Source organism: Escherichia fergusonii ATCC 35469 (assembly GCF_000026225.1).
GTDB classification, from domain to species: domain Bacteria; phylum Pseudomonadota; class Gammaproteobacteria; order Enterobacterales; family Enterobacteriaceae; genus Escherichia; species Escherichia fergusonii.
In genome coordinates this window covers 3814730-3836174 of record NC_011740.1, presented here as the reverse complement: position 1 = coordinate 3836174, position 21445 = coordinate 3814730, and the positions used below count along the sequence as shown (strand labels likewise).

The window sequence follows — 21445 nt, the reverse complement described above, 5'->3', positions numbered from 1 at the left end:
GAATTTGCCTGGCGGCCTTAGCACGGTGGTCCCACCTGACCCCATGCCGAACTCAGAAGTGAAACGCCGTAGCGCCGATGGTAGTGTGGGGTCTCCCCATGCGAGAGTAGGGAACTGCCAGGCATCAAATTAAGCAGTAAGCCGGTCATAAAACCGGTGGTTGTAAAAGAATTCGGTGGAGCGGTAGTTCAGTCGGTTAGAATACCTGCCTGTCACGCAGGGGGTCGCGGGTTCGAGTCCCGTCCGTTCCGCCACCCTAATTAGGGGCGTAGTTCAATTGGTAGAGCACCGGTCTCCAAAACCGGGTGTTGGGAGTTCGAGTCTCTCCGCCCCTGCCAGAAATCATCCTTAGCGAAAGCTAAGGATTTTTTTTGTTTGTAATAACCCTCTCCGAAGTAAATCTTTCCACCAGCATCCTTGCCAGTCATTCTGATTAATACACTTCATCCAGCACGTTAATTTTCAATAGATCGCGAATCAGCGCATGTTTATCGCTATTTTGCAGCCATATGGCATAGAGCGGGCGTGAAAGTGTTGTGCTATCGACAACGGTATGCAGGCCGCCTTTTTTACGCGCCCAGCTGACTGGTAGCCAGGTGCAACCATTAAGCATCGCAATCTGTTGCTGTGCCAGTTCAGCTGAACTCGTTGTCAGAATGGGAACTTCGTCAGTACCGATCAAACCTGCCTCATGCTGTTGAAAATCTGGCCCCCACTCTAATCGCAGATAATTTAGATCTCCCTTTAGTTTAGAAGGTGCACTGGTATAAAGCGCTAAAGTGAAATACCCCAGCAACTGACTGCTAAATTCGTCCATTTTGGGTGCTTCAGTAGTAATAAGAAGATCAAGCTGGCGTTCATGCAGCTGTTTTACCAGAGACTGCCGTTGGGCAATTCGCGCTTCGAACTGTAAACCTGTATGGGTATCCTGGTTTTGATACAAGCGTCCCAACCACTGATTAAGCATACATTCCCACAACGAGGCGCTGGCACCGATAGAAAACTCATTATGTCGTGAGGTATGCGCCACCTCCTTACGGGCGGCCTGCCAGGTACTCATGAGCGTTTCTGCATAGGGCAGTAGCTTTTCACCGGCAGCGGTTAAACGGATATTGTTTCTGTGGCGGGTGAAAAGGTTCACACCCAGTTGATTTTCCAGTTGTCTGATTCGAAAGCTCACTGCTGACTGGGTCAGATAGAGCGATTCAGCCGCTCGACCAAAGTGACGCGTTCGGCTAACTTCCAGGAAAGTTTTTAACAATTCCGTATCCACAGTGCTCTCCGCAAAATTATTTGTCGTTATGATTTAAATGTTTTGTTTTACACTCTGTCAAGCGTAACTAATACTCCGCGCCATAACTAGCTCGGTCAAAGAATTAGGAGCGTGCAGGATGGCGGAAAGCTTTACGACGACTAATCGATATTTCGACAATAAACATTATCCACGTGGATTCTCTCGTCATGGTGATTTCACCATCAAAGAGGCACAACTGCTTGAACGTCATGGTTATGCCTTCAATGAGCTGGATCTCGGCAAACGCGAGCCGGTTACCGAGGAAGAGAAACTCTTCGTAGCAGTATGCCGTGGCGAACGTGAGCCAGTGACAGAAGCAGAACGCGTGTGGTCCAAGTATATGACGCGTATCAAGCGTCCAAAACGTTTTCACACCCTTTCCGGTGGTAAACCGCAGGTTGAAGGTGCTGAAGACTACACCGATTCCGACGATTAATAAAAAGGGCGAAATGCCCTTTTTTTATGTCAGTAGTTTTTGTAAATGAATAAGCAAGCGATCGATAGCTCGATAGCTAACTGCCTCCTGTAAATGCTGGCGTGTGATGACGTCAGACTGATCAATATCAGCAATAGTTCTCGATACCTTCAGTAATCGTTGCCAGGCACGAATCGATAACCCCAGATGAAGCAGCGTTTCTTCCAGCCACTGGGCGTCTTCGCTCTCAAGCTTGCAGAATTGGCGTATTTCCGGACTATCCAGCCAGGCATTCAGTTTATTCTGCCGCTTAAATTGGCGCTCTCTGGCGGCCATTACGCGTTGTTTAACGGTGGCGCTGTTTTCCCCCTGAACAACCGCTTTACTCAAAATACCGGGTGGCGGTAGTGGGATCTCCAGTGAGAGGTCGAATCGGTCAAGAAAGGGACCAGAGAGTCGGTTGAGATAACGCAGCGTTTGCTCTGGTGTGCAGCGGTTATGGTTTCCCTGATAATGTCCAGTAGGGCTGGGGTTCATCGCCGCAACAAGCTGGAAACGGGCCGGGTAGGTTATTTTTGCTCGCGTGCGTGAAAGATGGATCTGCCCGGATTCAATCGGCTCCCGCAAGGCATCCAGTGTACGTCGTTCAAATTCAGGTAGCTCATCAAGAAAAAGCACGCCGTTATGCGCCAGCGAAATTTCACCAGGCCCTGGAATTGCACCACCGCCCACCATCGCAGTTAACGACGCACTGTGATGAGGTGAGCGGAACGGGCGCTGCCGCCATTGTTTTTGTACTGATTCAGCATTTACCAGACTTAATATCGCAGCGCTCTCCAGTGCCTCTTCATTGCTTAAATCTGGCAACAGGCCATTAATACGGCTGGCGAGCATTGTTTTACCTGTTCCCGGCGGTCCAATCAGTAAAAGGTTGTGCCCGCCAGCGGCGGTAATTTCCAGTCCTCGCTTTCCTTGCTCCTGACCGACAACATCACTGAGATCATGTTGTAGCGCCCGGGATACTGCATTAGTTGGTTTCGGGCGTTCGAGAGCGTGCTTACCTTCCAGAAACGCGCAGACAGCCTGCAGATGATCGGCTATCAGGCATCCTTCACCGTTAATTAGCCCCACTTCATCTTCGTTATCTTTCGCGACGATAATTTTTCTGCCCGACTTAATAGCTTCAGTTGCACTGGAGATTGCGCCGGGAACGCCACGCAGAGCGCCTGTAAGCGCCAGTTCTCCGACTAATTCATATTCATCTAACTTATTGGCTGTAAGCTGTTCTGAGGCCGTCAGTAACGCAATAGCGATAGGCAAATCATATCGTCCCCCTTCTTTTGGCAGATCGGCTGGAGCAAGGTTGATGGTGATTTTTTTCGCCGGATATTCATATCCGCTATTGATAATGGCGCTGCGCACGCGATCGCGAGCTTCTTTTACCGTTGTTTCTGGTAAGCCCACCATCGTTAAGCCTGGTAGACCTTTACTGATATGTACCTCAACAGTGATTGGGGGCGCATTTACTCCCAGGGCTGCGCGGGTATGAACAATTGACAGTGACATAAGCCCTCCTTGAGTCACCATTATGTGCATAAGATATCGCTGCTGTAGCCCGCTAATTCGTGAATTTTAGTGGCTGATTCCTGTTTATTTGTGCAAGTGAAGTTGAGTTGTTCTGGCGGTGGAATGATGCTCGCAAAAATGCAGCGGGCAAAGGATGAACTACGAGGAAGGGTACAACATTCATACTGAAATTGAATTTTTTTCACTCACTATTTTCTTTTTAAAAAACAACAATTTCTCTTGAAATTATTAAAGACATCATAAAAATCGGCCAAAAAATATCTTGTGCTATTCGCAAAATCTATGGTAACTCTTTAGGCATTCCTTCGAACAAGATGCAAGAAAAGACAAAATGACAGCCCTTCTACGAGTGATTAGCCTGGTCGTGATTAGCGTGGTGGTGATTATTATCCCACCGTGCGGGGCTGCACTTGGACGAGGAAAGGCTTAGAGATCAAGCCTTAACGAACTAAGACCCCCGCACCGAAAGGTCCGGGGGTTTTTTTTTGACCTTAAAAACATAACTGAGGAGCAGACAATGAATAACAGCACAAAATTCTGTTTCTCAAGATTCAGGACGGGGAACTAACTATGAATGGCGCACAGTGGGTGGTACATGCGTTGCGGGCACAAGGTGTGAATACCGTTTTCGGTTATCCGGGTGGCGCAATTATGCCGGTTTACGATGCATTGTATGACGGCGGCGTGGAGCACTTGCTGTGCCGGCATGAGCAGGGCGCGGCAATGGCGGCTATCGGTTATGCCCGTGCTACCGGCAAAACTGGCGTATGTATCGCCACATCTGGTCCGGGCGCAACCAACCTGATAACCGGGCTTGCGGACGCACTGTTAGATTCCATCCCTGTTGTTGCCATCACCGGTCAGGTGTCCGCTCCCTTCATCGGCACCGACGCATTTCAGGAAGTTGATGTCCTGGGATTGTCATTAGCCTGTACCAAACACAGCTTCCTCGTACAGTCTCTGGAAGAGTTGCCGCGCATCATGGCTGAAGCATTCGAAGTTGCCAGCTCAGGTCGTCCCGGTCCGGTTTTGGTCGATATCCCAAAAGATATCCAGTTAGCCAGCGGCGATCTGGAACCGTGGTTCACCACTGTTGAAAACGAAGTGACTTTCCCACATGCCGAAGTCGAGCAAGCGCGTCAGATGCTGGCAAAAGCGCAAAAACCGATGCTGTACGTTGGCGGTGGCGTGGGCATGGCGCAGGCAGTTTCGGCTTTGCGTGAATTTCTCGCTGCCACAAAAATGCCTGCCACCTGCACGCTGAAAGGACTTGGCGCAGTTGATGCGGATTATCCGTACTATCTGGGCATGCTGGGGATGCACGGCACCAAAGCGGCGAACTTTGCGGTGCAGGAATGTGACTTGTTGATCTCCGTGGGTGCACGTTTTGATGACCGGGTAACTGGCAAACTGAACACCTTCGCACCACACGCCAGTGTTATCCATATGGATATCGACCCGGCAGAAATGAACAAGCTGCGTCAGGCGCATGTGGCATTGCAGGGTGATTTAAATGCTCTGTTACCGGCATTACGACAGCCGTTGAATATCAATGACTGGCAGCAACACTGCGCGCAGCTGCGTGATGAACATGCATGGCGTTACAACCATCCCGGTGATGCTATCTACGCGCCGTTGTTGTTAAAACAACTGTCGGATCGTAAACCTGAAGATTGTGTAGTAACCACAGATGTAGGGCAGCACCAGATGTGGGCCGCGCAGCACATCGTCCACACTCGCCCGGAAAATTTCATCACTTCAAGCGGATTAGGCACCATGGGGTTTGGTTTACCGGCAGCGGTTGGTGCGCAAGTTGCGCGACCGAACGATACCGTCGTCTGTATCTCCGGTGACGGCTCTTTCATGATGAATGTGCAAGAGCTGGGCACCGTAAAACGCAAGCAGTTACCGTTGAAAATCGTCTTACTCGATAACCAACGGTTAGGGATGGTTCGACAATGGCAGCAACTGTTTTTCCAGGAACGATATAGCGAAACCACCCTTACCGATAATCCCGATTTCCTCATGTTAGCCAGCGCCTTCGGCATCCCTGGCCAACACATCACCCGTAAAGACCAGGTTGAAGCGGCACTCGACACCATGCTGAACAGTGATGGGCCATACCTGCTTCATGTCTCAATCGACGAACTTGAGAACGTCTGGCCGCTGGTGCCGCCTGGCGCCAGTAATTCAGAAATGTTGGAGAAATTATCATGATGCAACATCAGGTCAATGTATCGGCTCGCTTCAATCCGGAAACCTTAGAACGTGTTTTACGCGTGGTGCGTCATCGTGGTTTCCACGTCTGCTCAATGAATATGGCCGCCGCCAGCGATGCACAAAATATAAATATCGAATTGACCGTTGCCAGCCCACGGTCGGTCGACTTACTGTTTAGTCAGTTAAATAAACTGGTGGACGTCGCACACGTTGCCATCTGCCAGAGCACAACCACATCACAACAAATCCGCGCCTGAGCGCAAAAGGAATATAAAAATGACCACGAAGAAAGCTGATTACATTTGGTTCAATGGGGAAATGGTTCGCTGGGAAGACGCGAAGGTGCATGTGATGTCGCACGCGCTGCACTATGGTACCTCAGTTTTTGAAGGTATCCGTTGCTATGATTCGCACAAAGGACCAGTTGTATTCCGCCATCGTGAGCATATGCAGCGTCTGCATGACTCCGCCAAAATCTATCGCTTCCCGGTTTCGCAGAGCATTGATGAGCTGATGGAAGCGTGTCGTGACGTGATCCGCAAAAACAATCTCACCAGCGCCTATATCCGTCCGCTGATCTTCGTCGGTGATGTTGGCATGGGCGTAAACCCGCCAGCGGGATACTCAACCGACGTGATTATCGCCGCTTTCCCGTGGGGAGCGTATCTGGGTGCAGAAGCGCTGGAGCAGGGGATCGATGCAATGGTTTCCTCCTGGAACCGCGCAGCGCCAAACACCATCCCAACCGCGGCAAAAGCCGGTGGTAACTACCTCTCTTCTCTGCTGGTGGGTAGCGAAGCGCGCCGCCACGGTTACCAGGAAGGTATCGCGCTGGATGTGAATGGTTATATCTCTGAAGGTGCGGGCGAAAACCTGTTTGAAGTGAAAGATGGTGTGCTGTTCACCCCACCGTTCACCTCATCCGCGCTGCCGGGTATTACCCGTGACGCCATCATCAAACTGGCGAAAGAACTGGGAATTGAAGTGCGTGAGCAGGTGCTGTCGCGCGAATCACTGTACCTGGCGGATGAAGTGTTTATGTCTGGTACAGCGGCTGAAATCACGCCAGTGCGCAGTGTAGATGGTATCCAGGTAGGCGAAGGCCGTTGTGGCCCGGTTACCAAACGCATCCAGCAAGCCTTCTTCGGCCTCTTCACTGGTGAAACCGAAGATAAATGGGGCTGGTTAGATCAAGTTAATCAATAAATACAAAAAATGGGACGGCACGCACCGTCCCATTTACGAGACAGACACTGGGAGTAAATAAAGTATGCCTAAGTACCGTTCCGCCACCACCACTCATGGTCGTAATATGGCGGGTGCTCGTGCGCTGTGGCGCGCCACCGGAATGACCGACGCCGATTTCGGTAAGCCGATTATCGCGGTTGTGAACTCGTTCACCCAATTTGTACCGGGTCACGTTCATCTGCGCGATCTCGGTAAACTGGTCGCCGAACAAATTGAAGCGGCTGGCGGCGTTGCCAAAGAGTTCAATACCATTGCGGTGGATGATGGGATCGCTATGGGCCACGGGGGGATGCTTTATTCACTGCCATCTCGCGAACTGATCGCTGATTCCGTTGAGTATATGGTCAATGCCCACTGCGCCGACGCCATGGTCTGCATCTCTAACTGCGACAAAATCACCCCGGGGATGCTGATGGCTTCCCTGCGCCTGAATATTCCGGTGATCTTTGTTTCCGGCGGCCCGATGGAGGCCGGGAAAACCAAACTGTCCGATCAGATCATCAAGCTCGATCTGGTTGATGCGATGATCCAGGGCGCAGACCCGAAAGTCTCTGACTCCCAGAGCGATCAGGTTGAACGTTCCGCCTGTCCAACCTGCGGATCGTGTTCCGGGATGTTCACCGCTAACTCGATGAACTGCCTGACCGAAGCTCTGGGCCTGTCGCAGCCGGGCAACGGCTCGCTGCTGGCAACCCACGCTGACCGTAAGCAGTTGTTCCTCAATGCCGGTAAACGCATTGTTGAATTGACCAAACGTTACTACGAACAGGATGATGAAAGCGCACTGCCGCGTAACATCGCCAGTAAGGCGGCGTTTGAAAACGCCATGACGCTGGATATCGCGATGGGCGGATCGACTAACACCGTACTTCACCTGCTGGCGGCGGCACAGGAAGCGGAAATCGACTTCACCATGAGTGATATCGATAAGCTCTCCCGCAAAGTACCGCAGCTGTGTAAAGTCGCGCCGAGCACCCAGAAATACCATATGGAAGATGTTCACCGTGCTGGTGGTGTTATCGGTATTCTCGGCGAACTGGATCGCGCGGGGTTACTGAACCGTGATGTGAAAAACGTACTTGGCCTGACGTTGCCGCAAACACTGGAACAATACGACATCGTCGTGACCCAGGATGATGCGGTAAAAAATATGTTCCGCGCTGGCCCGGCGGGCATTCGTACTACACAGGCATTCTCGCAGGATTGCCGCTGGGATACGCTGGACGACGATCGCTCCAATGGCTGTATCCGCTCGCTGGAACACGCCTACAGCAAAGACGGCGGTCTGGCGGTGCTCTACGGTAATTTCGCAGAAAACGGCTGCATCGTTAAAACCGCAGGCGTCGATGACAGCATCCTCAAATTCACCGGCCCGGCGAAAGTATACGAAAGCCAGGACGACGCGGTAGAAGCGATTCTCGGCGGTAAAGTTGTCGCCGGAGATGTGGTAGTAATTCGCTATGAAGGCCCGAAAGGCGGTCCGGGGATGCAGGAAATGCTCTACCCAACCAGTTTCCTGAAATCAATGGGTCTCGGCAAAGCCTGTGCGCTGATCACCGATGGACGCTTCTCCGGCGGCACCTCTGGTCTTTCCATCGGCCACGTCTCGCCGGAAGCAGCAAGCGGCGGCAGCATTGGCCTGATTGAAGACGGCGACCTGATCGCCATCGACATACCGAACCGTGGCATTCAGTTACAGGTAAGCGATGCCGAACTGGCGGCCCGTCGTGAAGCGCAGGAAGCCCGTGGCGACAAAGCCTGGACGCCGAAAAACCGTGAACGTCAGGTTTCCTTTGCCCTGCGCGCCTACGCCAGCCTGGCAACCAGCGCCGACAAAGGCGCGGTGCGCGATAAATCGAAACTGGGGGGTTAATGATGGCAGACTCACAACCCCTGTCTGGTGCTCCGGAAGGCGCCGAATATTTAAGAGCGGTGCTACGTGCACCGGTTTACGAGGCGGCGCTGGTCACGCCGCTACAAAAAATGGAAAAGCTCTCGTCGCGTCTTGATAACGTGATTCTGGTGAAGCGCGAAGATCGCCAGCCGGTACACAGCTTTAAGCTGCGCGGTGCATACGCCATGATGGCGGGCCTGACGGAAGAACAAAAAGCGCATGGCGTGATCACTGCCTCGGCGGGTAACCACGCGCAGGGCGTCGCGTTTTCTTCCGCACGGTTAGGCGTGAAGGCGCTGATCGTCATGCCAACCGCCACCGCCGATATCAAAGTTGATGCGGTACGCGGCTTTGGCGGCGAAGTGTTGCTTCATGGCGCGAACTTTGACGAAGCAAAAGCGAAAGCGATCGAACTGTCACAGCAGCAGGGCTTCACCTGGGTGCCACCGTTCGACCACCCGATGGTGATCGCCGGGCAAGGCACGCTGGCGCTGGAACTGCTCCAGCAGGATGCCCATCTTGACCGCGTGTTTGTGCCGGTCGGCGGCGGCGGTCTGGCGGCGGGTGTGGCGGTGTTGATCAAACAACTGATGCCGCAAATCAAAGTGATCGCCGTAGAAGCGGAAGATTCTGCCTGCCTGAAAGCGGCGCTGGATGCGGGTCATCCTGTGGATCTGCCGCGCGTGGGGCTGTTTGCTGAAGGCGTTGCGGTAAAACGCATTGGCGACGAAACCTTCCGTTTGTGCCAGGAGTATCTCGACGACATCATCACCGTCGATAGTGATGCTATCTGTGCGGCGATGAAGGATTTATTCGAAGATGTGCGCGCGGTGGCGGAACCCTCCGGCGCGCTGGCACTGGCAGGGATGAAAAAATATATCGCTCAGCACAACATTCGCGGTGAACGGCTGGCGCATATTCTTTCCGGTGCTAACGTGAACTTCCACGGCCTGCGCTACGTCTCGGAACGCTGCGAACTGGGCGAACAACGTGAAGCATTGCTGGCGGTGACCATTCCGGAAGAAAAAGGCAGCTTCCTGAAGTTCTGCCAGTTGCTTGGCGGGCGTTCGGTCACCGAGTTCAACTACCGCTTTGCCGATGCGAAAAACGCCTGCATTTTTGTCGGCGTGCGCTTAAGTCGAGGGCTCGAAGAGCGTAAAGAAATTTTGCAGATGCTCAACGATGGCGGCTACAGCGTGGTTGATCTCTCCGACGACGAAATGGCGAAGCTACACGTGCGCTATATGGTTGGCGGGCGTCCATCGCATCCGTTGCAGGAACGTCTCTACAGCTTCGAATTCCCGGAATCACCGGGCGCGCTGCTGCGCTTCCTCAATACGCTGGGCACGCACTGGAACATCTCTCTGTTCCATTATCGCAGCCACGGCACCGACTACGGGCGCGTACTGGCGGCGTTCGAGCTTGGCGATCATGAACCGGATTTCGAAACCCGGCTGAATGAGCTGGGCTACGATTGCCACGACGAAACCAATAACCCGGCGTTCAGGTTCTTTTTGGCGGGTTAATGGTTCGGTAAAATCTTCCAGAAAGCCTCAATCAGCGGCTCATGCAGCCGCTTTTTTTGTGCACACACGCCCAGTTCAAACGGCGTTTTCTCATCGCTACGCTCCAGAATCATCACGCGGTTACGCACCGGTTCCGGGCTGTTTTCCAGCACCACTTCTGGCAACAAGGCCACGCCGCAGCCGAGCGCCACCATCGATACCATCGCTTCATGCCCACCGACTGTGGCGTAAATCATCGGGTTGCTGATTTTGTTGCGTCGGAACCACAGTTCAATGCGGCGGCGTACCGGTCCCTGATCGGCCATGATAAACGGCACTGTAGACCAGTCCGGCTTCTCTACCGAAACCTGATTACGCACCGGGCACGGTAAGGCTGGCGCGATCAGCACCACCGCCAGATTCTCCAGCATCGAAAATGCCACCGCACCTGGCAGCGTCTCCGGCTTCCCGGCAATCGCCAGATCCGCTTCCCCCGTTACAACTTTTTCCATTGCGTCCGCCGCATCACCAGTAGTGAGTTTAATCTCCACCGACGGGTGTTCCGCGCGGAAGCGATCCAGAATCGGCGGTAGATGGCTGTAGGCAGCGGTCACCGAGCAGAAGATATGTAATTCGCCAGAGAGGGACGGCCCTTGCTGGTCGATGGTGTGGCGCAGCTGCTGATACTGCAACAGTGTTTGCTGGGCGAAAACGCGCAGTTCTTCGCCCGCTTCGGTCAGCGTTACCGTGCGGTTATCGCGCACAAACAGCGGCTGACCGAGATCTTCTTCCAGGCGCTGAATCTGCCGTGAGAGCGTGGATGGACTAACGTGCATCGCCCGCGCACTACGGCCAAAATGGCGGCTTTCCGCCAGATGCAGGAAGGTTTTCAGATCGCGTAAATCCAATGGCGCAGCCCTCAATGTTGACGTTGCAAAAATTGCAATGTGACGTTGTGAATATATCAATTTCCGCAATAAATTTCCTGTCATATAGTGAATTCAATCTCGCAAACGCGAACCGAACAATAAGAAGCACAACATCACGAGGAATCACCATGGCTAACTACTTCAATACACTGAACCTGCGCCAGCAATTGGCACAGCTGGGCAAATGTCGCTTTATGGGCCGCGACGAATTCGCCGATGGCGCGAGCTACCTTCAGGGTAAAAAAGTGGTCATCGTCGGCTGTGGTGCACAGGGTCTGAACCAGGGCCTGAACATGCGTGATTCTGGTCTGGATATCTCCTACGCTCTGCGTAAAGAAGCGATTACCGAGAAGCGCGCATCATGGCGTAAAGCGACCGAAAACGGTTTTAAAGTGGGTACTTACGAAGAACTGATCCCGCAGGCAGATCTGGTGGTTAACCTGACGCCGGACAAGCAGCACTCCGACGTGGTGCGCACCGTACAGCCACTGATGAAAGACGGTGCGGCGCTGGGTTACTCGCATGGTTTCAACATCGTCGAAGTGGGCGAGCAGATCCGTAAAGACATCACCGTAGTAATGGTTGCGCCGAAATGCCCTGGCACCGAAGTGCGTGAAGAGTACAAACGTGGATTCGGTGTACCGACACTGATTGCCGTTCACCCGGAAAACGATCCGAAAGGCGAAGGCATGGCGATCGCTAAAGCATGGGCGGCAGCAACTGGTGGTCACCGTGCTGGCGTGCTGGAATCGTCCTTTGTTGCGGAAGTGAAATCTGACCTGATGGGCGAGCAAACCATTCTGTGCGGTATGTTGCAGGCTGGCTCTCTGCTGTGCTTCGACAAGCTGGTGGAAGAAGGCACCGACCCGGCATATGCAGAAAAACTGATTCAGTTCGGTTGGGAAACCATCACCGAAGCCCTGAAGCAGGGCGGCATCACCCTGATGATGGACCGTCTCTCTAACCCGGCGAAACTGCGTGCTTATGCGCTGTCTGAACAACTGAAAGAGATCATGGCACCGCTGTTCCAGAAACATATGGACGACATCATTTCCGGCGAATTCTCCTCCGGCATGATGGCTGACTGGGCCAACGACGATAAGAAACTGCTGACCTGGCGTGAAGAAACCGGCAAAACCGCGTTCGAAACCGCGCCGCAGTATGAAGGCAAAATCGGCGAGCAGGAGTACTTTGATAAAGGCGTACTGATGATCGCGATGGTAAAAGCAGGCGTTGAGCTGGCGTTTGAAACCATGGTTGATTCCGGCATCATCGAAGAATCTGCTTACTATGAATCACTGCACGAACTGCCGCTGATTGCCAACACCATCGCCCGTAAGCGTCTGTACGAAATGAACGTGGTTATCTCTGATACCGCCGAGTATGGTAACTATCTGTTCTCTTACGCTTGTGTGCCGTTGCTGAAACCATTTATGGCAGAGCTGCAACCGGGCGACCTGGGTAAAGCTATTCCGGAAGGTGCAGTGGATAACGCGCAGTTGCGTGATGTGAACGAAGCGATTCGCAGCCATGCGATTGAGCAAGTAGGTAAGAAACTGCGCGGCTATATGACAGATATGAAACGCATTGCTGTTGCGGGTTAATAGAGATTCAGAGTTCAAGGCCTTCTCCTGGAGAAGGCCTTGCTGTTAGTTACGGTACAGCACCTTAATGATGTGGTAACCGAACTGGGTATGCAGCGGGCCAGTCGGCTCCAGTACCGGACAAGAGAAAACCACTTTATCGAACGCCGGAACCATCTGACCCTGGCGGAATTCACCTAAATCACCGCCGCGCTTCCCTGACGGGCAAATGGAGTGTTTCTTCGCCAGCTTGCCGAAATCGGCACCATTCTTAATCTGCTCGAGAAGATCCAGAGCCAGTTTCTCTTCTTTTACAAGGATATGCAGTGCTGCTGCTGTTTTTGCCATGATCGTGCCTTGAGTGGTAAGGATGAGGCTGGCTATACTACCACGCTGTTATTTTCCCCTCCCGACTTTCATTGAGCGATTTTCCTATGCGTCTAAACCCCGGCCAACAACAAGCTGTCGAATTCGTTACCGGCCCCTGCCTGGTGCTGGCGGGCGCGGGTTCCGGTAAAACTCGTGTTATCACCAATAAAATCGCCCATCTGATCCGCGGTTGCGGTTATCAGGCGCGACATATCGCGGCGGTGACCTTTACCAATAAGGCGGCGCGCGAGATGAAAGAGCGTGTCGGGCAGACGCTGGGGCGTAAAGAGGCGCGTGGGCTGATGATTTCCACCTTCCACACGCTGGGGCTGGATATCATCAAGCGTGAGTATGCGGCGCTTGGGATGAAAGCGAACTTCTCGTTGTTTGACGATACCGATCAGCTTGCTTTGCTTAAAGAGTTGACCGAGGGGCTGATTGAAGATGACAAAGTTCTTCTGCAACAGCTGATTTCGACCATCTCTAACTGGAAGAACGATCTCAAAACTCCGGCGCAGGCGGCGGCAGAGGCAAAGGGCGAGCGGGACCGTATTTTTGCCCATTGTTATGGGCTGTATGATTCACACCTGAAAGCGTGCAACGTTCTCGACTTCGACGATCTGATTTTATTACCGACGTTGCTGCTGCAACGTAATGAAGAAGTACGCGAGCGCTGGCAGAACAAAATTCGCTATCTGCTGGTGGATGAATATCAGGACACCAACACCAGTCAGTATGAGCTGGTGAAACTGCTGGTGGGCAGCCGCGCACGTTTTACCGTGGTAGGCGATGATGACCAGTCGATCTACTCCTGGCGCGGTGCCCGTCCGCAAAACCTGGTGCTGTTGAGCCAGGATTTCCCTGCGTTGAAGGTGATTAAACTCGAACAGAACTATCGCTCTTCCGGGCGTATTCTGAAAGCGGCGAACATCCTTATCGCCAATAACCCGCACGTCTTTGAAAAGCGTCTTTTTTCTGAACTGGGTTACGGCACAGAGCTAAAAGTTTTAAGCGCGAATAACGAGGAACATGAGGCCGAGCGCGTTACTGGCGAGCTGATCGCCCATCACTTCGTCAATAAAACGCAGTACAAAGATTACGCCATTCTTTATCGCGGTAACCATCAGTCGCGGGTGTTTGAAAAATTCCTGATGCAAAACCGCATACCGTACAAAATATCTGGTGGTACGTCGTTTTTCTCCCGTCCTGAAATCAAGGATTTGCTGGCTTATCTGCGCGTGCTGACTAACCCGGACGATGATAGTGCGTTCCTGCGTATCGTTAACACGCCGAAGCGAGAGATTGGCCCGGCTACGCTGAAAAAGCTGGGTGAGTGGGCGATGACGCGCAATAAAAGTATGTTTACCGCCAGCTTTGATATGGGCCTGAGTCAGACGCTTAGTGGACGTGGTTATGAAGCATTGACCCGCTTCACTCACTGGTTGGCAGAAATCCAGCGCCTGGCGGAGCGGGAACCGATTGCCGCAGTACGCGATCTGATCCACGGCATGGATTATGAATCCTGGCTGTATGAAACATCGCCCAGCCCGAAAGCTGCCGAAATGCGCATGAAGAACGTCAACCAACTGTTTAGCTGGATGACGGAGATGCTGGAAGGCAGTGAACTGGATGAGCCGATGACGCTCACTCAGGTGGTGACGCGCTTTACTCTGCGAGACATGATGGAGCGCGGCGAGAGCGAGGAAGAGCTGGATCAGGTACAACTGATGACTCTGCACGCGTCAAAAGGGCTGGAGTTTCCTTATGTCTACATGGTCGGTATGGAAGAAGGATTTTTGCCTCACCAGAGCAGCATCGATGAAGACAATATTGATGAGGAGCGTCGGCTGGCCTATGTTGGCATCACCCGCGCCCAGAAGGAATTGACCTTTACGCTGTGTAAAGAACGCCGTCAGTACGGCGAACTTGTGCGCCCGGAGCCGAGTCGCTTCCTGCTGGAGCTGCCGCAGGATGATTTGGTATGGGAACAGGAGCGCAAAGTTGTCAGCGCCGAAGAACGAATGCAGAAAGGCCAAAACCATCTGGCAAATCTGAAGGCGATGATGGCAGCAAAACGAGGGAAATAATCAAGGCCGGGTAAGATGCGCGAGCATCGCACCCAGCATATTACTCTTTAATGCACTTCCAACGGCCAGTGAACATAGCTTTGCCACTGGCTTTCCTGATCAATAATCTCTTTACCCAGCGGATGTTGGGTTAGCCAACCTTGCGGAAGCGTCAAGGTCAACAGTTCATGGTTGGCCTTTAATGTCATCTCTGGCACGAGATCGTCACGGCGACGGCTGGCAAAAATGATGGCCAGGCGTAGTAAACGGCAGAGTTGTTCTGCGACGCGTGGCGGTACGGCATTTTGTTGATGCAACGAGGAGAGATCTATTGGGTTCGTCTGGTTGAGTAGTAGCGTCGCCAGTAATTTTTTCTGTGCAGGCGTAAAACCGGGAAGATCCAGATTACGCACCAGATAAGCAGCATGTTGCGGCGCTTGTTTGAAATCAACGCTCAGACCGATTTCATGAAGCTGACAGGCGCTGATGAGCAAATCACGGCTTATTGCTTCAAGATGCCATTCGTTTTCCACCTGATCGAAGAAGTTAGCCGCAACTTTGGCTACTCGCTGAGCCTGATCAATATCGATCATAAAGCGGCGTTGAATATTACGCAGCGTACGGCTGCGAATATCCTGCTCGACGGCCAGATGCAACATGCCGTAGACCAGGCCTTCACGCAGTGCACCGCCAGCCAGGGTCATACACTGAATATTCAGTTCGGTAAAAATGGCTATCAGGATCGCCAGACCACTCGGGAACACTAACGCACGTTCCAGCGTCAGCCCGTCAATCTCCAGTTCCTCCAACCGACCGCAATGAATGGCGCGCTGTTTCAATTGCTGCAACTTTTCCAGGGTAATGCGTTCATCCATCCCCTGTGCCATCATGATTTCTTGTAAGGCCTGCACAGTGCCGGAAGCACCAACGCATACTTTCCAGCCGTGATACCGCAATTCATCGGCAACCGGACGTAACACTTCGCGTGCCGCTTTTTCTGCGGCATCAAAATTTTCCTGCCCCAGATTACGATCGGCAAAATAGCGTTCCAGCCAGGTGACGCAGCCCATCGACAGGCTGAACAACGAGGTGGTTTGTGCGCCCGTGCCGGTTACCAGTTCAGTACTGGCGCCGCCGATATCCACCACCAGGCGCTGATCGGCACCGCCAGTGGTGTGAGCAACGCCCTGATAAATCAGGCGAGCTTCTTCTTCACCGCTGATCACTTGTACCGGACAACCGAGGATTTCCTGCGCTTTGGCAATAAAATCACCGGCATTGACGGCAAGGCGTAATGTCGCCGTGGCGACAACGCGAATTTGCGAGGGAGGGATATCTTGCAGACGTTCAGCAAACAGGCGCAAACATTGCCAACCGCGCTCCATTGCTTCATTAGACAGGGCATTTTCGCTGTTCAGGCCCGCAGCCAGACGCACTTTGCGTTTAATTCGCGTCAGCGTCTGGATGCTTCCAGCCACCTCGCGCACAACCAGCATATGAAAACTATTCGAACCGAGATCAATGGCTGCATATAATGACGAGGTGGAACCCATACTCTTCATCCTTCAATCTGTCTCTGCGTTGGCTGCGTTCTTTCATCCGAATCACTTACTACAGTAAGCTCATTGGGATTAACTCTCTTGCCATCTTGATACAGTTTGAATGATTTTGAGTATGACATTTTTTATTTAACCTGAACGACGACGATTACGCGGAGCGCCAGTACGACGCGGACCATTGCCTGTGCGCGGGCGCGTGAGGCGCAGCGGTTTTGGCAGATCGGTCATCAATGCGTCCGGATTGTATTTGCTTACTGGAATTGAGTGACCAATATAGGTCTCAATAGCAGGCAAATTCAATGCATACTCTTCACACGCCAGGCTAATAGAGTGACCGCTTGCTCCTGCGCGACCTGTACGACCAATACGGTGAACGTAATCTTCACAGTCATCGGGTAAATCGTAGTTAAAGACGTGCGTCACTGCCGGAATATGCAAACCACGCGCAGCAACGTCGGTGGCAACCAGAATATCCAGATCGCCACGGGTAAATTCATCAAGGATACGCAGACGTTTTTTCTGCGCGACATCGCCTGTCAACAAACCGACACGATGACCATCTGCCGCCAGGTGGCCCCAGATCTCTTCACAACGATGTTTGGTGTTGGCGAAAATAATCGCTCGGTCTGGCCATTCTTCTTCAATCAGCGTTTGCAGCAAACGCATTTTTTCTTCGTTAGAAGGGTAGAAAAGCTCTTCTTTTATACGGTGGCCCGTTTTCTGTTCCGGTTCCACTTCAATATATTCGGCATTGTTCATCTGCTCGAATGCCAGTTCGCGTACCCGGTACGAAAGCGTGGCGGAGAACAGCATGTTGAGGCGCTGGTTTGCAGGCGGCATACGGCGGAACAGCCAGCGGATATCTTTAATAAAGCCCAGATCGTACATGCGATCGGCTTCGTCCAGTACCACCACCTGAATGGCACCGAGGTTAATGTGGTTCTGCTTGGCGTAGTCAATTAAACGACCCGTGGTGCCAATCAGAATGTCAACGCCGCTTTCCAGCACTTTCAGCTGTTTGTCGTAGCCATCACCACCGTAAGCCAGACCCAGCTTCAGGCCGGTAGCTTGCGCCAGTGGCTCCGCATCGGCGTGGATCTGCACGGCAAGTTCACGCGTCGGTGCCATAATTAAGGCACGCGGCTGATTCACCTTGCGATCGGCAATCGCGGGATGAGAGAGAAGATAATGAAACGTTGACGTAAGAAACGCCATCGTTTTCCCGGTACCGGTTTGCGCCTGCCCGGCTACGTCACGACCCGCCAGCGTCAGCGGAAGGGCCAGTGCCTGAATGGGCGTACAGTTATGAAACCCTTTTTTTTCAAGGGCTTCTACAACCTTCGGATGCAGGGCGAAGTCGGAAAACTTCTGTTCTGTTAAATGTGTTTTGCTCATAGTGTGGTAGAATATCAGCTTACTATTGCTTTACGAAAGCGTATCCGGTGAAATAAAGTCAACCTTTAGTTGGTTAATGTTACACCAACAACGAAACCAACACGCCAGGCTTATTCCTGTGGAGTTATATATGAGCGATAAAATTATTCACCTGACTGACGACAGTTTTGACACGGATGTACTCAAAGCGGACGGGGCGATCCTCGTTGATTTCTGGGCAGAGTGGTGCGGTCCGTGCAAAATGATCGCCCCGATTCTGGATGAAATCGCTGACGAATATCAGGGCAAACTGACCGTTGCAAAACTGAACATCGATCAAAACCCTGGCACTGCGCCGAAATATGGCATCCGTGGTATCCCGACTCTGCTGCTGTTCAAAAACGGTGAAGTGGCGGCAACCAAAGTGGGCGCACTGTCTAAAGGTCAGTTGAAAGAGTTCCTCGACGCTAACCTGGCGTAAGGGAATTTCATGTTCGGGTGCCCCGTCGCTAAAAACTGGACGCCCGGCGTGAGCCATGCTAACTTAATGTTGACTTCGTATTAAACTTACCTTATTAAGTTTGAATCTTGTAATATCCAACGCTTCCCGTTTTATCTAATGCGAAGTGAACAGATTTCTGGTTTGTCACTCAATCCGTCTTGTCGTTTCAGTTCTGCGTACTCTCCTGTGACCAGGCAGCGAAAAGACATGAGATGATGACCGTAAACAGGCATGGATGATCCTGCCATACCATTCACAACATTAAGTTCGAGATTTACCCCAAGTTTAAGAACTCACACCATTATGAATCTTACCGAATTAAAGAATACGCCGGTTTCTGAGCTGATCACTCTCGGCGAAAATATGGGGCTGGAAAACCTGGCTCGTATGCGTAAGCAGGACATTATTTTTGCCATCCTGAAGCAGCACGCAAAGAGTGGCGAAGATATCTTTGGTGATGGCGTACTGGAGATATTGCAGGATGGATTTGGTTTCCTCCGTTCCGCAGACAGCTCCTACCTCGCCGGTCCTGATGACATCTACGTTTCCCCTAGCCAAATCCGCCGTTTCAACCTCCGCACTGGTGATACCATCTCTGGTAAGATTCGCCCGCCGAAAGAAGGTGAACGCTATTTTGCGCTGCTGAAAGTTAACGAAGTTAACTTCGACAAACCTGAAAACGCCCGCAACAAAATCCTCTTTGAGAACTTAACCCCGCTGCACGCAAACTCTCGTCTGCGCATGGAACGTGGCAACGGTTCTACTGAAGATTTAACCGCTCGCGTACTGGATCTGGCATCACCTATCGGTCGTGGTCAGCGTGGTCTGATTGTGGCACCGCCGAAAGCCGGTAAAACCATGCTGCTGCAGAACATTGCCCAGAGCATTGCTTACAACCACCCGGATTGTGTGCTGATGGTTCTGCTGATTGACGAACGTCCGGAAGAGGTAACCGAGATGCAGCGTCTGGTAAAAGGTGAAGTTGTTGCTTCTACCTTTGACGAACCCGCTTCTCGCCACGTTCAGGTTGCGGAAATGGTGATCGAGAAGGCGAAACGCCTGGTTGAGCACAAGAAAGACGTTATCATTCTGCTCGACTCCATCACTCGTCTTGCGCGCGCTTATAACACCGTTGTTCCGGCGTCAGGTAAAGTGCTGACCGGTGGTGTGGATGCCAACGCCCTGCATCGCCCGAAACGCTTCTTCGGGGCGGCGCGTAATGTGGAAGAGGGCGGCAGCCTGACCATCATCGCCACCGCGCTTATCGATACCGGTTCCAAGATGGACGAAGTTATCTACGAAGAGTTTAAAGGTACAGGCAACATGGAACTGCACCTCTCTCGTAAGATCGCTGAAAAACGCGTCTTCCCGGCTATCGACTACAACCGTTCCGGTACCCGTAAAGAAGAGCTGCTCACTACTCAGGAAGAACTGCAGAAAATGTGGATCCTGCGCAAAATCATTCACCCGATGGGCGAAATCGATGCAATGGAATTCCTCATTAATAAACTGGCAATGACCAAGACCAATGACGATTTCTTCGAGATGATGAAACGCTCATAAATTTGTTTTATGCCAAAAACGCCACGTATTTACGTGGCGTTTTACTTTTATATCTGTAATCTTAACGGCGTTATAACAAATACGAGTTATGTTTGTTTATTGCGCATAACACGAATCACGTGGTTGTTTTTTGCACAAGGTCGGTGGGTTCAGAGCAGAGTTTCCCTTCTGAATAAAGGCCTTCGTGGTTATACTTCTGCTAATATTTTTCTCTGAGAGCATGCATTGTGAATTTACTGACAGTGAGTACTGATCTCATCAGTATTTTTTTATTCACGACACTGTTTCTGTTTTTTGCCCGTAAGGTGGCAAAAAAAGTCGGTTTAGTGGATAAACCAAACTTCCGCAAACGTCACCAGGGATTGATACCTCTCGTTGGGGGGATTTCGGTTTACGCAGGGATTTGCTTCACGTTCGGAATCGTCGATTACTATATTCCGCATGCATCTCTCTATCTCGCTTGTGCCGGTGTGCTTGTGTTCATTGGCGCGCTGGATGACCGTTTTGATATCAGCGTAAAAATCCGTGCCACCATACAGGCCGCTGTTGGCATTGTTATGATGGTGTTCGGCAAACTTTATCTCAGTAGTCTGGGTTATATCTTTGGCTCCTGGGAGATGGTGCTCGGACCGTTTGGTTACTTCCTGACGCTATTTGCCGTCTGGGCGGCAATTAATGCGTTCAACATGGTCGATGGCATTGATGGCTTGCTGGGCGGGTTATCCTGCGTCTCGTTTGCAGCAATCGGGATGATTTTGTGGTTCGACGGGCAAACCAGCCTCGCAATCTGGTGCTTTGCGATGATCGCCGCCATTCTGCCATACATCATGCTTAACCTTGGTATCCTGGGTCGCCGCTACAAAGTCTTTATGGGTGATGCGGGCAGTACGCTGATTGGTTTTACCGTTATCTGGATCCTGCTGGAAACGACTCAGGGAAAAACGCACCCAATAAGCCCGGTTACTGCATTATGGATTATCGCCATTCCGCTAATGGATATGGTGGCGATTATGTACCGTCGCCTGCGTAAAGGCATGAGCCCATTCTCTCCTGACCGTCAGCATATTCACCATTTGATCATGCGTGCCGGGTTTACTTCCCGCCAGGCATTTGTGCTGATTACCCTTGCCGCAGCACTGCTCGCTTCTATTGGCGTGCTGGCAGAATACTCTCATTTTGTCCCGGAATGGGTCATGCTGGTGCTCTTTTTGCTAGCATTCTTCCTCTATGGATATTGCATTAAGCGTGCCTGGAAAGTTGCTCGCTTTATTAAGCGCGTAAAACGCAGACTGCGTAGAAATCGTGGTGGCAGCCCCAATTTAACCAAATAAATGAGG

At 52.0% G+C, this 21445-nt stretch carries 20 protein-coding genes, 2 tRNA genes and 1 rRNA gene; 17 read left to right on the top strand and 6 right to left on the bottom strand.

Features of this window, described 5'->3' with window-relative positions; translation table 11 throughout:
- The first annotated feature begins 7 nt into the window (after positions 1 to 7).
- The 3 genes from rrf to EFER_RS18730 all read left to right on the top strand — a co-directional run bounded on the left by rrf (position 8) and on the right by EFER_RS18730 (position 338).
- Positions 8 to 123 (top strand): 5S ribosomal RNA (gene rrf, locus EFER_RS18740).
- A 54-nt stretch (positions 124 to 177) separates the two neighbouring features.
- Positions 178 to 254 (top strand) — tRNA-Asp (locus tag EFER_RS18735).
- An 8-nt stretch (positions 255 to 262) separates the two neighbouring features.
- A tRNA-Trp gene (locus tag EFER_RS18730) sits at positions 263 to 338 on the top strand.
- 95 nt (positions 339 to 433) lie between these two features.
- Here EFER_RS18730 and hdfR read toward each other — a convergent pair.
- The gene (gene hdfR / locus EFER_RS18725; protein ID WP_000379255.1) at positions 434 to 1273 is read right to left on the bottom strand and encodes an HTH-type transcriptional regulator HdfR; all 840 of its coding nucleotides are present in this window, start codon (positions 1271 to 1273) and stop codon (positions 434 to 436) included.
- Positions 1274 to 1391: 118 nt separating this feature from the next.
- On the opposite strand from hdfR, the gene maoP reads away from it, so the two are divergent.
- Positions 1392 to 1730: a macrodomain Ori organization protein MaoP gene (maoP, locus tag EFER_RS18720; RefSeq protein WP_000841001.1), complete on the top strand. Its 339-nt coding sequence runs from the start codon at positions 1392 to 1394 to the stop codon at positions 1728 to 1730.
- A gap of 24 nt (positions 1731 to 1754) precedes the next feature.
- Here the strand turns inward: maoP and EFER_RS18715 are convergent, their stop codons facing one another.
- Positions 1755 to 3275 carry a YifB family Mg chelatase-like AAA ATPase gene (locus EFER_RS18715; protein ID WP_000059005.1) on the bottom strand — a complete coding sequence of 507 codons (1521 nt, stop codon included), beginning with the start codon at positions 3273 to 3275 and terminating at the stop codon, positions 1755 to 1757.
- A 352-nt stretch (positions 3276 to 3627) separates the two neighbouring features.
- Between EFER_RS18715 and ilvL the strand changes: the two genes are divergently transcribed.
- From ilvL to ilvA, 7 genes are all read left to right on the top strand, one after another.
- Positions 3628 to 3726, top strand: coding sequence for an ilv operon leader peptide (ilvL, locus tag EFER_RS18710; protein WP_001311244.1), 99 nt, complete (start codon positions 3628 to 3630; stop codon positions 3724 to 3726).
- 87 nt (positions 3727 to 3813) lie between these two features.
- The gene (ilvX, locus tag EFER_RS24300; RefSeq protein WP_001387183.1) at positions 3814 to 3864 is read left to right on the top strand and encodes a peptide IlvX; all 51 of its coding nucleotides are present in this window, start codon (positions 3814 to 3816) and stop codon (positions 3862 to 3864) included.
- Positions 3865 to 3866: 2 nt separating this feature from the next.
- Complete coding sequence (gene ilvG, locus EFER_RS18705) at positions 3867 to 5513, top strand: acetolactate synthase 2 catalytic subunit (protein WP_001012637.1); 1647 nt, start codon at positions 3867 to 3869, stop codon at positions 5511 to 5513.
- Positions 5510 to 5773 (top strand): acetolactate synthase 2 small subunit, encoded by a 264-nt coding sequence (gene ilvM, locus EFER_RS18700; RefSeq protein ID WP_000983255.1) that lies wholly within the window; start codon positions 5510 to 5512, stop codon positions 5771 to 5773. Before ilvG ends, ilvM begins: the two co-directional genes overlap by 4 nt.
- A 19-nt stretch (positions 5774 to 5792) precedes the next feature.
- A complete protein-coding gene (ilvE, locus tag EFER_RS18695) occupies positions 5793 to 6722 on the top strand; it encodes a branched-chain-amino-acid transaminase (RefSeq protein ID WP_000208520.1) in 930 nt (309 codons plus the stop codon).
- A 64-nt stretch (positions 6723 to 6786) separates the two neighbouring features.
- Entirely contained in the window at positions 6787 to 8637 is a 1851-nt protein-coding gene (gene ilvD / locus EFER_RS18690) for a dihydroxy-acid dehydratase (RefSeq protein WP_001127376.1), read from the top strand.
- Between the two features lie 2 nt (positions 8638 to 8639).
- On the top strand, positions 8640 to 10184 hold the full coding sequence (gene ilvA, locus EFER_RS18685) for a threonine ammonia-lyase, biosynthetic (protein ID WP_015953863.1): 1545 nt from the start codon (positions 8640 to 8642) through the stop codon (positions 10182 to 10184).
- Here ilvA and ilvY read toward each other — a convergent pair.
- Positions 10181 to 11071 (bottom strand): HTH-type transcriptional activator IlvY, encoded by an 891-nt coding sequence (ilvY, locus tag EFER_RS18680; RefSeq protein WP_000365790.1) that lies wholly within the window; start codon positions 11069 to 11071, stop codon positions 10181 to 10183. The two genes, ilvA and ilvY, sit on opposite strands and share 4 nt — an antisense overlap.
- A 149-nt stretch (positions 11072 to 11220) precedes the next feature.
- On the opposite strand from ilvY, the gene ilvC reads away from it, so the two are divergent.
- Positions 11221 to 12696, top strand: a complete 1476-nt coding sequence (gene ilvC / locus EFER_RS18675; protein ID WP_002431880.1) for a ketol-acid reductoisomerase — start codon at positions 11221 to 11223, stop codon at positions 12694 to 12696.
- Between the two features lie 45 nt (positions 12697 to 12741).
- Here ilvC and ppiC read toward each other — a convergent pair whose 3' ends face one another.
- The gene (gene ppiC, locus EFER_RS18670; RefSeq protein WP_001140251.1) at positions 12742 to 13023 is read right to left on the bottom strand and encodes a peptidylprolyl isomerase PpiC; all 282 of its coding nucleotides are present in this window, start codon (positions 13021 to 13023) and stop codon (positions 12742 to 12744) included.
- An 86-nt stretch (positions 13024 to 13109) separates the two neighbouring features.
- Here ppiC and rep point away from each other — a divergent pair, with 86 nt between their 5' ends.
- The gene (rep, locus tag EFER_RS18665; protein ID WP_001238880.1) at positions 13110 to 15131 is read left to right on the top strand and encodes a DNA helicase Rep; all 2022 of its coding nucleotides are present in this window, start codon (positions 13110 to 13112) and stop codon (positions 15129 to 15131) included.
- Positions 15132 to 15178: 47 nt separating this feature from the next.
- Here rep and gppA read toward each other — a convergent pair whose 3' ends face one another.
- Positions 15179 to 16663: a guanosine-5'-triphosphate,3'-diphosphate diphosphatase gene (gene gppA, locus EFER_RS18660; protein WP_001355380.1), complete on the bottom strand. Its 1485-nt coding sequence runs from the start codon at positions 16661 to 16663 to the stop codon at positions 15179 to 15181.
- 135 nt (positions 16664 to 16798) lie between these two features.
- Entirely contained in the window at positions 16799 to 18064 is a 1266-nt protein-coding gene (rhlB, locus tag EFER_RS18655) for an ATP-dependent RNA helicase RhlB (protein WP_000047508.1), read from the bottom strand.
- A 130-nt stretch (positions 18065 to 18194) separates the two neighbouring features.
- Between rhlB and trxA the strand changes: the two genes are divergently transcribed.
- The 4 genes from trxA (at position 18195) to wecA (ending at position 21439) form a co-directional block, all read left to right on the top strand.
- Positions 18195 to 18524, top strand: coding sequence for a thioredoxin TrxA (gene trxA, locus EFER_RS18650; RefSeq protein WP_001280776.1), 330 nt, complete (start codon positions 18195 to 18197; stop codon positions 18522 to 18524).
- Positions 18525 to 18662: 138 nt separating this feature from the next.
- A complete protein-coding gene (gene rhoL / locus EFER_RS18645) occupies positions 18663 to 18761 on the top strand; it encodes a rho operon leader peptide RhoL (RefSeq protein ID WP_032243086.1) in 99 nt (32 codons plus the stop codon).
- Positions 18762 to 18848: 87 nt separating this feature from the next.
- Positions 18849 to 20108: a transcription termination factor Rho gene (gene rho, locus EFER_RS18640; RefSeq protein WP_001054527.1), complete on the top strand. Its 1260-nt coding sequence runs from the start codon at positions 18849 to 18851 to the stop codon at positions 20106 to 20108.
- 227 nt (positions 20109 to 20335) lie between these two features.
- Entirely contained in the window at positions 20336 to 21439 is a 1104-nt protein-coding gene (wecA, locus tag EFER_RS18630) for a UDP-N-acetylglucosamine--undecaprenyl-phosphate N-acetylglucosaminephosphotransferase (protein ID WP_001050960.1), read from the top strand.
- Positions 21440 to 21445: the final 6 nt, after the last annotated feature.

Excerpts from the sequence above, each read along its gene's own strand:
- ilvE (WP_000208520.1), top strand. The coding sequence starts at position 5,793 with ATGACCACGAAGAAAGCTGATTACATTTGGTTCAATGGGGAAATGGTT.
- ilvC (WP_002431880.1), top strand. The coding sequence starts at position 11,221 with ATGGCTAACTACTTCAATACACTGAACCTGCGCCAGCAATTGGCACAG.
- maoP (WP_000841001.1), top strand. The coding sequence starts at position 1,392 with ATGGCGGAAAGCTTTACGACGACTAATCGATATTTCGACAATAAACAT.
- EFER_RS18715 (WP_000059005.1), bottom strand. The coding sequence starts at position 3,275 with ATGTCACTGTCAATTGTTCATACCCGCGCAGCCCTGGGAGTAAATGCG.
- ilvA (WP_015953863.1), top strand. The coding sequence starts at position 8,640 with ATGGCAGACTCACAACCCCTGTCTGGTGCTCCGGAAGGCGCCGAATAT.
- ilvM (WP_000983255.1), top strand. The coding sequence starts at position 5,510 with ATGATGCAACATCAGGTCAATGTATCGGCTCGCTTCAATCCGGAAACC.
- rhoL (WP_032243086.1), top strand. The coding sequence starts at position 18,663 with ATGCGAAGTGAACAGATTTCTGGTTTGTCACTCAATCCGTCTTGTCGT.
- rhlB (WP_000047508.1), bottom strand. The coding sequence starts at position 18,064 with ATGAGCAAAACACATTTAACAGAACAGAAGTTTTCCGACTTCGCCCTG.
- ilvG (WP_001012637.1), top strand. The coding sequence starts at position 3,867 with ATGAATGGCGCACAGTGGGTGGTACATGCGTTGCGGGCACAAGGTGTG.
- ilvL (WP_001311244.1), top strand. The coding sequence starts at position 3,628 with ATGACAGCCCTTCTACGAGTGATTAGCCTGGTCGTGATTAGCGTGGTG.
- ilvD (WP_001127376.1), top strand. The coding sequence starts at position 6,787 with ATGCCTAAGTACCGTTCCGCCACCACCACTCATGGTCGTAATATGGCG.
- trxA (WP_001280776.1), top strand. The coding sequence starts at position 18,195 with ATGAGCGATAAAATTATTCACCTGACTGACGACAGTTTTGACACGGAT.
- rho (WP_001054527.1), top strand. The coding sequence starts at position 18,849 with ATGAATCTTACCGAATTAAAGAATACGCCGGTTTCTGAGCTGATCACT.
- rep (WP_001238880.1), top strand. The coding sequence starts at position 13,110 with ATGCGTCTAAACCCCGGCCAACAACAAGCTGTCGAATTCGTTACCGGC.
- ppiC (WP_001140251.1), bottom strand. The coding sequence starts at position 13,023 with ATGGCAAAAACAGCAGCAGCACTGCATATCCTTGTAAAAGAAGAGAAA.
- gppA (WP_001355380.1), bottom strand. The coding sequence starts at position 16,663 with ATGGGTTCCACCTCGTCATTATATGCAGCCATTGATCTCGGTTCGAAT.